Below are 12,003 nucleotides of genomic sequence, written 5' to 3' on the forward strand. Positions count from 1 at the left end.
ATCCACGCAGCAAAGACACTATGACCCCTCAATATGCGGTGGTGTTTCAAAAGTATGGAACGGCGGTGGTGAGGTAAGTGTCCACTCTAATGTGTCTGCTCCTTCTCCCCAAGGATTGTTTGGACAATCTTTGCCGTATTTTAGCGTATAGAAAACGATAAATACAAAATAAAGGGCAGCAAACATAGAAATACCTGCTCCTATCGACGAAACCATATTCCAGCCGGTGAAAGCTTCAGGGTAGTCCGGTATTCTTCTTGGCATGCCCGCAAGACCTAAGAAATGCTGCGGGAAGAAAGTTAAATTAACGCCTATAAAGGTAATCCAAAAATGAATTTTGCCTAAAATGTCCGGATATTGTTTACCAGATATTTTGCCAAACCAATAATAAAAGCCTGCAAATGCCGTAAATAAAGCACCCAGCGACATCGTATAATGGAAATGTGCAACAACATAATATGTATCGTGCAGAACTCTATCAAGTGCCGAATTTGATAGGATTATGCCGGTTACGCCGCCGATCGTGAATAATATAATAAATCCTATCGCAAATAGCATAGGAGTTGGGAATGTAATCGAACCACCCCACATAGTCGCTATCCAGCTAAATATTTTAATACCCGTCGGAACTGCTATAATCATCGTTCCGGCAGTGAAATATATAAGTGCATTATAAGAAAGCCCAACAGTAAACATATGGTGAGCCCATACGATAAATCCAACAAAGCCTATGATCACCATAGCCCCGATCATACCTTGATAGCCGAATATAGGTTTGCGTGAAAAAGTTGAAATAACTTGACTTACTATACCAAAGCCTGGAAGTATTACGATATATACTTCAGGATGACCGAAAAACCAAAATAGATGCTGAAATAATACAGGATCACCGCCGCCGTCAGGCTTAAAGAAAGTAGTTCCAAAATTACGATCTGTAAGTAGCATAGTAATAGCTCCACCAAGTACCGGCATCGCAAGAATTATTAGAAATGCGGTAACTAAAATAGACCAAACGAATAACGGCATCTTGAAAAGTCCCATTCCCGGAGCTCTCATATTAAAGATAGTAACGATTAAGTTAATTGATCCAAGGATTGACGATAGACCGGTTAAATGTAAACTGAAAATAGCCATATCAACGGCTGCACCGGGGTGACCGCTTAAATTACTTAAAGGAGGGTAGAGTGTCCAGCCCGTTCCTGGCCCACCGTCAACAAAAGCTGATCCCATAAGTAAAAGAAAAGCAGGCACTAGTAGCCAAAAACTGATATTGTTAAGGCGTGGAAATGCCATATCGGGAGCCCCTATTAATAGAGGTACGAAATAGTTACCAAAGCCACCGAACAAAGCCGGCATAATCATAAAGAATACCATAATAACCGCATGTGCTGTGATAAGTACGTTATATAGCTGGAAATCATGATTTAAGAAAGTGCCGCCGGGCATTGCAAGCTCTAACCTAAAAAGCAGTGAGAACAAACCTCCGACAATTCCGGCAAAAACGGCAAATATGATATACATAATGCCGATATCTTTGTGATTGGTAGAAAAAAGCCATCGCCTCCAACCGTGTGGGGTGTGGTGGCTATCGTGATAAATTTCGGTAGTAGTTATATCCATAATTATTATTCTGCCTGTTTTAATTTTTCGATATCTGCTCTAACAATTGCCGGAATATTCCGAGTGATTTTATCATAATCCCAATCCCACCATTGAATTTCAAGTAATTGCTCAACTATCTCATCAGGAAATCTATATCTTTGCAGGATTACCGACAACAATACTATACTAGTACCCATAGCAATAGCACAAAATTTTCCTATAATCAATTTAACAAAATAAGCTCCTCTAACATTTTCATATTCAAATTTCTCAGGGTGATTAGTGTCATTGTAATACGTGTAATCTCCGACTATGATATTTAGATTATGGATAAAATGTTTTAAAAATATCGTTTCTTTTGCTTGTTTAGGAAAAAGATGGGGATAAGGGTTATTGTGGTTAGGCATATATTAAAAAATTTAAAGTAATAGTTTTAGTTTATAAAATACTTTCGTTATAAATTACCATGCTTCTGTACCTGCTGAATCATCACTACTTAATAATTTCTTGATGTCGATTAGAATCGGTTATATCGTTTAGTAATTTATCTAGTTCAGATATTTTTGTATTATAATTTTCCATAGAACTTCTAAATATAATTAGTTAGCTGCCAATTTTGGCTTCTTGCCATTCATAGCAGTCTTATTCTGGCTTGCAATCCAATTGTCGAAATCCTCTTTACTTACTACTTCTATAGCAATCGGCATGAAGCCGTGATGGATGCCGCATAGTTCGGAGCATTGTCCGTAATATACGCCTTTTTTAGCCACTCTTGTCCAGGTTTCGTTTATTCTGCCTGGGACTGCGTCTATTTTAAATCCAAGTGATGGAACGGCAAAACTATGTATTACGTCACCTGCGGTAATGAGAAACCTTACGGTAGTATTTTCAGGGATAACAATTCGATTATCAACATCTAATAATCTTTTGTGGTTAGGTTTTAAATTTTCGTCAGAGATCATTACGCTATCAAATTCTAAATTATCATGATCAGGATATATATAATGCCAATACCATTGATAACCTACTACTTTAATAGTGAAATCCGTTTCGGGTATTTTTTCGGCATGACGCAATATTTTAAAAGACGGCACTGCAATAATAACTAAAATTATTATAGGTATTACAGTCCAAATTATTTCTATTAAAACATTATGTGAAAATTTTGCCGGTACGGGATTATTTTTTGCATTAAATCTGATGCATACAAAGCCAAGTAATCCGGCAACAAATAAAACAATAGCTGTTGAGATATAAAGCAGAAAATTATGAAAATGATGTAATTCCTCCATAATCGGACTTGCCGGTGGCTGGAACGTTACTTGCCAAGGTAACGGCTCGGAAGCAAAGCAATTACTGCTAACAATCAAAAAACAAATTAAAGCAATAGACATTTTGCCAAATTTCGCTTTTGGAGGTAATGTATACGTCAATCCGGTACTCGAATCCTCACTTACGCTTTTGTACTCTGCTGTTCGAGGGGAAGTGTCTTCTTTAAATTCCTCTCTATAAGTTGGTTTGGAAAGATGTCTAATAATATTTTTCATAGCACATATAAAGTGATTTACATTTAATATAAATTGATATACAGTTTTATTAAAGTAAAAATCGATAAATTTTTGTAAAAACTACATATTTTTAATAATATTTGAGCTAGATAGTATACCTATATTAGGATGTTGCAGTAAGTCAATAACTTCTATTACTTTCGCATTTCTTAATTTTGCTTGAATTTATTTATTAACTGAGGATCATGCTTTGTTACGGCGATTACAGCAGGACAAATATTGTGCACTAACCGAGCATAATCATTAAAATCTTTTAGTTTAGGTAATATGAGTACTTTATCAACAAATGTGAAAGAACTTAAAATTTTTGCTTGTTGTAATTGATTATGGATAGGTTGACGTTTTTTATATTTAATAATTGTTTTATCCGGCTCTAAAGCAACGATTAAGTATTTACCGTGTTTCTTAGCTTTGCGTAGAAATTCTATATGACCGTAATGTAATAAATCACAACAACCGCCTACTAGAACTATTCACTATTTATAGGACAGTTTTTATTTAAAGAAATATTCTCATAATATTCTATTTGGGTAATTTGACAGTATTATGGCTAGATGAGCAGGACATAAGATTTATAAAAATTAATAAAACATTAATACAAATAGGAAAAGTCTAGGCATAATATTTATCTATATAAGTTAATAAAAATTAACTTTTAATCAATAAAAAACTAATTAAGAAAGAAATAAAACAAAATTTTACAATTTTCTATTGTAATTTGTTTGTATATAGTGCATATTATTACTAGTAATGAAAAATTGATTCAAATAATTTTCAGAGCAATTTTAATGAATGATACCGCACTATCTTGTGATTTTAATGGCATATTACCATCATCTTTTATTAGTGCACGTCTCAGGAAAATTCTCACCTCTGCCTCTTTATTGTTATTTATAGGATTAGTTGTTTTTGTCTCTTTTGCTGTTAATAATTATGTTAACAACACTTTATCCATAACCTTAGTACAACCTGATAGTAGTGAAGAAGAAACAATTTTATTTAAAGAAGTAGTAGTAAAAAAAGGCGATACTATAAAGTCAATTTTGATAGAACAACATATCCCTAAAAATGAAATAGACAAAATTGTAAGTTTAATAAAGGAGGGAAAATTATCTTCTGCTCTGAAAATAGGGCAGCAAATTACTTTTGAATATGAAACAAAAATTATCGAAAACGAGGATGAAGATTTAACCTCAGAGGTAGCATTCTTAAATAAAATCGTTATAATTATCGATAAGCTAAAAACTATTGAAGTAATTAGAGAAGGTGATAATTTTAAAGTTGAAGAAATTGTAGTACCTTTAAATAAAACAGTTGCTAAATCGTCGGTAAGTATTGAGGCAAATTTCATGTCAGCTCTTAAAAAACTGGGCTTATCGGATAACAGTATAATAGAGCTGATTAATGCTTATGCTTATCAAATCGATTTTCAGCGTCAAATAAAAAGCGGTGATACTGCAACCGTAATAACGGAAAAATACGTAACGGAAGATGGTAAATTTTCCCACCACGGTAAAATTCTATATGTTTCATTAAATCTTTCAGGGAAAGAATATAATATATACCGTTATTCTCATGACAATAACGCAAATAATCATGCATTTTTTTCCGAAGACGGTAAAAGCGTAAAAAGAAGCTTACTTAAAACTCCACTAAAAGTTATAAAAGTTTCTTCACATTACGGTAATAGAAAGCATCCGATACTCGGTTATACTAAAATGCATAGGGGGGTTGACTTTGCAGCTCCAACCGGTACGCCTATATATTCCGCAGGAAACGGAGTTATAACAGAAATAGGTTGGAAGTCGGGTTATGGCAAATTTATTCAGGTAAAACATAGCGGTACGCTATCTACTGCTTATGCGCATGCTTCAAATTTTGCAAAAAATTTAAAAGTCGGAAGTATCGTAAAACAAGGACAAATCATCGCATATGTTGGAAGTACCGGCAGAGCTACAGCTCCACATTTACATTATGAAGTTAAAATTGATGGAAAACATGTTAATCCTATGTCAGTTAAAACAACACCGGGTATAGAATTAAACGGAAAAAATTTAGAGAAATTTAAACAATTTAAAAAAGAAATAAAAACTTTAAGTGTTAAGCTTGATAAGGAATTGCAAGCTGATAAAGCAGCCACAGTTTCATTGTAGCGTGAATATCCTTGTCATACCGTAATCAATTTTGTGTTGTACGGCTCTTATGTCATTCCTGCGAAAGCGGGAATCTAGTAGAATCTATAAAAAACTTGTTTTTTATAGATTTATTTTATCAAATATATAATTTTGTATTAATATTAAGGTTGTTTTTTCTGGATTCCCGCTTTCGCGGGAATGACATTTACAATTATGCTCCCACTACTAAAAAAACTATATCTCACATTTGCTCGTAGTAGTCGTATAATAATAACCTTAGTGATTATTGATCAGTTAAGTAAATGGTGGTTTATTAATAATTTGAGATGGAAGCCGGGCTTAATGCTTAAGGTTACTTCTTTCTTAAATATGGTTTATACTTGGAATTACGGTATTAGCTTTGGTCTAATGCGTGAATATTATCAATATAGCAATGCTATTTTCTTAATAACGAATACGATTATTGTCTGTTATTTATATTATTTGATGATACGTTCAAAAACGATCGGAAGCTTTGCCGGTTATAGCTTTGTAATCGGCGGAGCTGTTGGTAATCTAATTGATAGATTTTTTAGAGGAGCAGTTTTTGACTTCATCCATTTTCATTATCAGAATTATAGCTTCCCCGTATTTAATTTAGCTGATTGCTTTATTACAATAGGAGTAATTATCTTAATAGAAGATTATTATAGTACTAAAAAAGTTATTGAAGAAAAGGCTAAAGGGAATTATGATAATGCTCAAATTGAAGCTATGGCTGAAAAAATTCGTAATACCGATAAGGGTGGTAATGATAAAATAGCTTCCTTGCAAAATTAAACTTATAGAGAGGAATTTGAAGGAAACACAGAACACAGGACGCAGAACCGTAGCGTAGTAGACCTACTTGAGGATTCAAGTACCGGGTTGACGTACAAATTACCTTCTAGAAGTTCATTTTGCAAGGAAGCTATTTTAATTTTAATTTTAATTTATAGGTGTTTAAGTGAAAAAGATTTTTGTATTATTTACTGTTTTATTAATTACTTCTGCTTGTAGTAAAAAGTTAAAAGAAACCGTAGGTATATCAACAGTTGGACCTAATGAGTATCAAGTACAGCGTGCTAAAGCACTAGAAGTTCCGCCTCATTATTATTTACCTGATCCTGGGCATAGCAAAACAACTTACAGTAATGTAAAAGGACAAGGTGAATTTAATGAAGGTGAACAAGCATTAATGCAGGACATGCATTAGTATACTTGCTCAACTTCAAAAATTGGCTACGTCGTTTTACAAGATCTGCGGTGCTTACGTATTCAGTATACGCTCCGCTCCTCGACTTGTAAACTCCTTGCTCTTTTTGAAGTTGATCTTCATATACCTGTTCTTGAATACTAAGACTGCAATGTTTTTTCAAATTAATTCATGAATTCTCATACAAAACAAAAAATAGGTGTTTTTGGGCTTGGTAAAACCGGTATATCGGTTTACGAGGAATTGCAAAATAAATATGATGTAATTGTTTATGATGATTTAAAAGCAAATAGAGATATATTTGAAGAATTATATAGTAAAACCGCTATCGCTGCTTTATCTGATTCAAGATGGCAAAATTTAGATACAATTGTCTTAAGTCCTGGAATTCCTTTAACGCATGAGATAGTCAATATTGCAAAAAGTTTTAATATTCCAATCACTTCCGATATAGACTTATTATTTGCAAAATCAAAAAACTTAAAATTTATAGCTATAACCGGTACAAACGGTAAAAGTACTACTACTGCTTTAATAAGCCATATCTTAAATAGTAGCGGTTTAGACTATCCGGTTGCCGGTAATATTGGAGTTTCTGCTTTGCAAGCTAAAGCAAGTAAGGATGGATATGTACTTGAATTGTCTTCTTTTCAGCTAGATCTAGTAAAAACCTTTACAGCTAAAATAGCCGTGCTTCTTAATATCACTCCCGACCATTTAGATAGACATCAGGATATGCCCTGCTATATTGCAGCAAAATCTAAGATCTTTGATCGAATGGATCAAGAGAGTTATGCGGTAATTAATATCGATAATGATTATTGTCGTGAAGTCTTTATAAAATTGCAGCAAGAGCAGCGTATAAAGCTAATTCCTTTTTCGGTTACTCAAATTCTTGAAAACGGTATTTCGGTAGTTGATGATAAAATTAGCGCTAATTTTTTTGATGATATAAGTTTTGAATTACAGCATAATTCAGAAAGTTTTAGACAAGATGAATTTCAAGGTGAGCCTGCGGAGCCGGAGTGTATAAAAATACGTGAGCACAGGCAAAACCTGCACAATTCGCTTGTATCAAGCTTTATGCATTATACTGTACCTTTTAATAAAAACCTGCAAGGAGTTCATAATTGTGAGAATATTGCAGCAAGTTATGCAGTAGCTAAAATAATAGGAGTAGAACCTAAAAAAATACTTGAATCTATAAGTAGTTTTCAAAGTTTACCTCATAGAATGCAATATATCGGTAGTATAAATAATATAAGTTTTTACAATGATAGTAAAGCGACCAATGCCATATCTGCTGTGCAATCAATTAAAGCACTCGATAATATTTACTGGCTTGCGGGAGGAATCCCTAAAGAGGGTGGTATTGAGGAAATAAAGCCTTATTTCAGTCAAATTAAGAAAGCTTATTTTTATGGTCAAGCTAAAGAAATATTTGCAAATACTGCTAAGCATATAGTAGATTTTGTAATATGTGATAATCTTGAGCAGGCTTTCGATCTTGCTTATAAGGATGCAGTAGGTGATAACGCGGAGGTAAAAAATATCTTGTTAGCACCTAGTTGTAGCTCATATGATCAGTTTAAAAATTTTGAAGAGCGTGGCGAGTTGTTTATAAAATTGTGTAGTATCCTGTCACTCCGTGGCTTGACCACAGGGTCTAGTTAAAAATACTAAATAATATTAGTATTTTTTATTGTTTTTCTGGATACCGTGGTCAAGCCACGGAGTGACATCGCGGGTGTTTTCCGATCCATGCAATAACATTATAAATATAGCCATAATTGAATAACTATAATATGAATAACGAAATATCTAATAACTTTATAAAATTATGGTGGCGGAGTACCGATAGGCAAATAATAATTTCTTTAATTATCTTATTTGCTTTTAGTCTAATGCTTGTTACTACCTCAGGTTCAGCAGTAGCAACTAGAATAGGTCTTGAAGAAAGTTATTTTGTATCTAGACAAATATTTTATTTAGCTACCGCTTCAGGACTTATATTATTATTTTCATGTCTTAATAAAAAATGGTTAAGGCGTTTTGCAATAGTTGGATTTATTGCTAGTATAGTTTTATTAATAGCAGTTAAATTTTTTGGCTATGAAGTAAAAGGTGCAGTGCGATGGATTAATATTCTAGGTCTATCTATTCAACCTTCGGAATTTATCAAACCGTTTTTTGCAGTTGTTACGGGCTGGATATTATCGCTAAAATTTAATGATGATTTTCCAAGTTTTACGATTTGTTTAATACTTTATTCTATTGTTGCTATTCTCTTAATTATTCAGCCGGATTTTGGAATGCTTGTAATGATTACGGCAGTTTTCGGTATTCAACTGTTTATTGCGGGTATGCCGATATTTTGGATTGTTTTAGCCAGTTTTTTAGGAATGATAGGAGTAACTATTGCTTATTTTTGGTTACCGCACGTAACGCAAAGAATTAATTCGTTTTTAGATCCAGATAGTAGCGAGAATTATCAAGTTAGTAAGTCTCTTAAGGCGTTTGAGCATGGCGGGTTATATGGACGAGGTCCAGGGGAGGGGGCAGTCAAGCAGGTACTACCCGACTCGCATACGGATTTTATTTTTGCTGTAGCAGGTGAGGAGTTTGGAGCTATTATTTGCCTTATTGTTATAGGTATATTTGCTTTTATAGTATTAAGAAGTCTTATTAAGTTATTAAACGAAACAGATAAATTTGTACAATTTGCTGCTAGCGGTATAATTGCACAATTAGGGCTTCAGGCAATAATTAATATGGGTGTGACTTTACATTTACTTCCTACTAAAGGTATGACATTACCGTTTATTAGTTACGGTGGTTCTTCAACGCTTGCAATAGCTATCGCTACCGGTATGCTTCTTGGCTTTACAAGATACCGAACGCCGTTAAATTCGTACAAAATTCGTAATATTGAAATATGAAAAAAATCATTTTGGTAGCAGGAGGGACGGGGGGACATTTTTTTCCGGCAGTTGCTCTTGGAGAAGAATTAATCAAACGTGGCTATGAAGTTCATTTTATTACTGATTTAAGATGCAAACAATATATAAAGCAGGATATGAAAGTAATTTTTCATATCCTAGATTTAAAACGCTCAGGTAATATTTTCTTGTTTTTACCTAGGTTATCAATTGCAGTGTTAAAAGCTATTAAATTATTATATAATATGAAGCCTTCCGTTACTGTAGGGTTTGGCGGTTATCCTGTTATAGCTCCAATGTTTGCGGCAATTTTTTTAAGAGTACCGATTATAATTCATGAACAGAATTCTTACCTTGGAAAAGTTAATAAATTTTTTGCAAGCTTTGCTAAAAAGATAGCTATTTCTTATGAAAAAATAAAGAATTTACCGGAATTTGCAAAAAGTAAAATAGTAGTTACCGGTGGGGTAGTTAGAGAGAATATTAGGGAATTAAAGGTTATAGAAATGTCGTCCCGTGGCTTGACCACGGGGTCCAAAAAGTCTTTAATAAAAGCACTGGACTCCGTGGTTAAGCCACGGCATGATAAGCTTTTTACAATATTCATCTTTGGCGGTAGTCAAGGAGCTAAGTTATTTTCAGAGCTGATACCTGCAAGTATCCAAATTTTGATGCAAAAACAGCCAAGTCTTGAATTAAATATAATCCAGCAAGCGGCATTAGATGATCAAGTAAAAATAAAAGATATATACTCGAAATTAAACATTACCTATGAAGTTGCTGAATTTTTTGATAATATGGCATTGCAATATAAAGAAGCCGATTTAGTGATTTCAAGAGCAGGGGCATCTACTATAGAAGAATTGACCTATATAGGGTTGCCGGCAATCTTTATTCCACTGCCTAGTGCTGCGGATAATCATCAATATTACAATGCACAATTATTGGCAGATGAAAAAACAGGATGGTGTTTAGAGCAGAATAATATTTCTGCAGGAAAATTAGCAGATAAAATACTCGATTTGATAAGTAATCCAAAAATATTAGAGGATGCTTCACAAAATTTATTAAAAAGAAGAAAAGAAGGGCATAAGCTATTAAGTAACCTAATAGAAGAGGTGATTTAGCTTTTGTTTTCCGTCATTACGAGGACAGACTGTAAGTTTTGACGAAGCAATCTCGTGCTAAAGTCCTGAGATTGCCACGCTCCTTTTAGTCGCTTGCAATGACAGGGTGGAGACATACAACAAGACCAAAAATACCTCAGAATAACAATAATTTAATTAAGCACATAGCAGTTCGGCTCTTTATTCTTGCAAGTTTGGCTATTATGTGGCATTAATCATATTAGACTTTCTGCATAACTTGCTTCTAAGGGTAATTTGTGCGTCGATCCGGTACTCGTATCCTCACGTACCAAAGCGTACGCTGCGGTGCTGCGTTCCGTGTCTTCTACAAATTCCTCCTTATTAGCTAAGTTGTACAGGAAGTCTAATAAAAGTTTTGGAATAATATAAATATATGTTAAAAAAAATTATAATATTATTTTTAGGAATGTTTTTACTTTCAGCTTGTACAGATAATTTTAGAAGCTATTTTCAAAGATCAGCAAATAACAGATTGGTTGATAGCAAAGGTGCTAAAGGCGGCAAGAGAAAACCTGTATATAATAATAAATATATTACTTTGGCTAAAAAGAATATAGTAGAAGATAATCTTGATTATGATAACGATGATGACTATGATAGTGATAGTCCTTTAAGAGGAGAAAGCATCGATCCTGTAAAGAGAAATCGTGAAATGTATCTTAAGATGATTAAAAGGGATATAGCAAGGCAAAAAGCAGAAGCCGGTTTTGCTGAATCCGATGATGATATGACTTTAAGTAGAGCGAATAAAAAGGTTAGAAAAGACGATAGCGATAAAGAAAAAAAGATACAAGAGGAATTAAATCAGATAAAAGCCATGCTTAGAGAAACTAAGCGTGATATATCAAAATATACTTGTCCAAATGCTGTAGTAAATCAAAATTATGCCCCGCCCGTTACAAATTATGAGCCTGTAAATTATCCACCGGTAAAAAATAGTAAGCCGTATAATAACAATTCTAAGGTAAAGCAAAAATTTATCCTTGAAGATGATGATAACGACAGTAATGCTTGTTCGATATAATAAGCCTATTCTTAGCTAAAAGCAGAAATCTCCAGTCTTTAGATATATAAAGCAATCTCTGATATGATATATTTATCACTACCAATAGGTTTATTATTTATTAATAAAAATTAATATTTGAATATAGAAATATGTTAAATTTATTAATAGGTATATTATGAAAAGTAAACTTTCAGCAAGTACTGCTAGTCTTATCTTTATAAAAGGTCTTCAAAACCCTATTGTTACTGAAATAAAAGAATTAACAAAAAAATTACATTTTTAAAGATCAAGAGCTTGAAAAAGCTTACTGTATGGCTTCATCAGATGATGTTTCTATTCAAGCAACACGAGAACAGATATTATATGCTTTA

10 protein-coding genes and 2 pseudogenes are annotated in these 12,003 nt (G+C 33.4%); 8 read left to right on the forward strand and 4 right to left on the reverse strand.

From position 1 onward, the window contains the following. Positions 1 to 18: 18 nt before the first annotated feature. The 4 genes and pseudogenes from ctaD to BTU51_RS03180 form a co-directional block, all read right to left on the reverse strand. Positions 19 to 1,620: a cytochrome c oxidase subunit I gene (gene ctaD, locus BTU51_RS03165; protein WP_012150751.1), complete on the reverse strand. Its 1,602-nt coding sequence runs from the start codon at positions 1,618 to 1,620 to the stop codon at positions 19 to 21. A 5-nt stretch (positions 1,621 to 1,625) separates the two neighbouring features. Continuing rightward, positions 1,626 to 2,009 (reverse strand): LbetaH domain-containing protein, encoded by a 384-nt coding sequence (locus BTU51_RS03170; RefSeq protein ID WP_012150752.1) that lies wholly within the window; start codon positions 2,007 to 2,009, stop codon positions 1,626 to 1,628. Between the two features lie 192 nt (positions 2,010 to 2,201). Then, the gene (gene coxB / locus BTU51_RS03175; protein ID WP_012150753.1) at positions 2,202 to 3,149 is read right to left on the reverse strand and encodes a cytochrome c oxidase subunit II; all 948 of its coding nucleotides are present in this window, start codon (positions 3,147 to 3,149) and stop codon (positions 2,202 to 2,204) included. Between the two features lie 170 nt (positions 3,150 to 3,319). After that, a pseudogene (locus BTU51_RS03180) lies at positions 3,320 to 3,737 on the reverse strand (adenylyltransferase/cytidyltransferase family protein). Between the two features lie 221 nt (positions 3,738 to 3,958). On the opposite strand from BTU51_RS03180, the gene BTU51_RS03185 reads away from it, so the two are divergent. The 8 genes and pseudogenes from BTU51_RS03185 to BTU51_RS03235 all read left to right on the forward strand — a co-directional run bounded on the left by BTU51_RS03185 (position 3,959) and on the right by BTU51_RS03235 (position 11,650). Beyond that, positions 3,959 to 5,323, forward strand: coding sequence for a M23 family metallopeptidase (locus BTU51_RS03185; protein ID WP_012150754.1), 1,365 nt, complete (start codon positions 3,959 to 3,961; stop codon positions 5,321 to 5,323). A 195-nt stretch (positions 5,324 to 5,518) separates the two neighbouring features. Continuing rightward, entirely contained in the window at positions 5,519 to 6,124 is a 606-nt protein-coding gene (lspA, locus tag BTU51_RS03190) for a signal peptidase II (RefSeq protein ID WP_014362470.1), read from the forward strand. Between the two features lie 3 nt (positions 6,125 to 6,127). Next, positions 6,128 to 6,229 (forward strand): annotated as a pseudogene (locus tag BTU51_RS10155) (palindromic element RPE1 domain-containing protein); the annotation flags it as partial. A 61-nt stretch (positions 6,230 to 6,290) separates the two neighbouring features. Continuing rightward, positions 6,291 to 6,539, forward strand: a complete 249-nt coding sequence (locus BTU51_RS03200) for a DUF3035 domain-containing protein (RefSeq protein ID WP_004995830.1) — start codon at positions 6,291 to 6,293, stop codon at positions 6,537 to 6,539. Positions 6,540 to 6,710: 171 nt separating this feature from the next. Continuing rightward, positions 6,711 to 8,213 (forward strand): UDP-N-acetylmuramoyl-L-alanine--D-glutamate ligase, encoded by a 1,503-nt coding sequence (gene murD, locus BTU51_RS03210; protein WP_012150756.1) that lies wholly within the window; start codon positions 6,711 to 6,713, stop codon positions 8,211 to 8,213. A gap of 131 nt (positions 8,214 to 8,344) precedes the next feature. Next, a complete protein-coding gene (gene ftsW, locus BTU51_RS03215) occupies positions 8,345 to 9,478 on the forward strand; it encodes a putative lipid II flippase FtsW (protein ID WP_012150757.1) in 1,134 nt (377 codons plus the stop codon). Next, the gene (gene murG, locus BTU51_RS03220; RefSeq protein ID WP_012150758.1) at positions 9,475 to 10,605 is read left to right on the forward strand and encodes an undecaprenyldiphospho-muramoylpentapeptide beta-N-acetylglucosaminyltransferase; all 1,131 of its coding nucleotides are present in this window, start codon (positions 9,475 to 9,477) and stop codon (positions 10,603 to 10,605) included. Before ftsW ends, murG begins: the two co-directional genes overlap by 4 nt. Positions 10,606 to 10,999: 394 nt before the next feature. After that, positions 11,000 to 11,650: a hypothetical protein gene (locus BTU51_RS03235; protein ID WP_012262363.1), complete on the forward strand. Its 651-nt coding sequence runs from the start codon at positions 11,000 to 11,002 to the stop codon at positions 11,648 to 11,650. Positions 11,651 to 12,003: the final 353 nt, after the last annotated feature.

It is taken from the genome of Rickettsia rickettsii (assembly GCF_001951015.1).
Lineage (GTDB): Bacteria > Pseudomonadota > Alphaproteobacteria > Rickettsiales > Rickettsiaceae > Rickettsia > Rickettsia rickettsii.

What these genes read in the sequence shown, in the direction of transcription:
- murG (WP_012150758.1), top strand. Translation starts at nt 9,475, where the DNA reads ATGAAAAAAATCATTTTGGTAGCAGGAGGGACGGGGGGACATTTTTTT.
- BTU51_RS03170 (WP_012150752.1), bottom strand. Translation starts at nt 2,009, where the DNA reads ATGCCTAACCACAATAACCCTTATCCCCATCTTTTTCCTAAACAAGCA.
- coxB (WP_012150753.1), bottom strand. Translation starts at nt 3,149, where the DNA reads ATGAAAAATATTATTAGACATCTTTCCAAACCAACTTATAGAGAGGAA.
- ctaD (WP_012150751.1), bottom strand. Translation starts at nt 1,620, where the DNA reads ATGGATATAACTACTACCGAAATTTATCACGATAGCCACCACACCCCA.
- lspA (WP_014362470.1), top strand. Translation starts at nt 5,519, where the DNA reads ATGCTCCCACTACTAAAAAAACTATATCTCACATTTGCTCGTAGTAGT.
- BTU51_RS03185 (WP_012150754.1), top strand. Translation starts at nt 3,959, where the DNA reads ATGAATGATACCGCACTATCTTGTGATTTTAATGGCATATTACCATCA.
- ftsW (WP_012150757.1), top strand. Translation starts at nt 8,345, where the DNA reads ATGAATAACGAAATATCTAATAACTTTATAAAATTATGGTGGCGGAGT.
- BTU51_RS03235 (WP_012262363.1), top strand. Translation starts at nt 11,000, where the DNA reads ATGTTAAAAAAAATTATAATATTATTTTTAGGAATGTTTTTACTTTCA.
- murD (WP_012150756.1), top strand. Translation starts at nt 6,711, where the DNA reads ATGAATTCTCATACAAAACAAAAAATAGGTGTTTTTGGGCTTGGTAAA.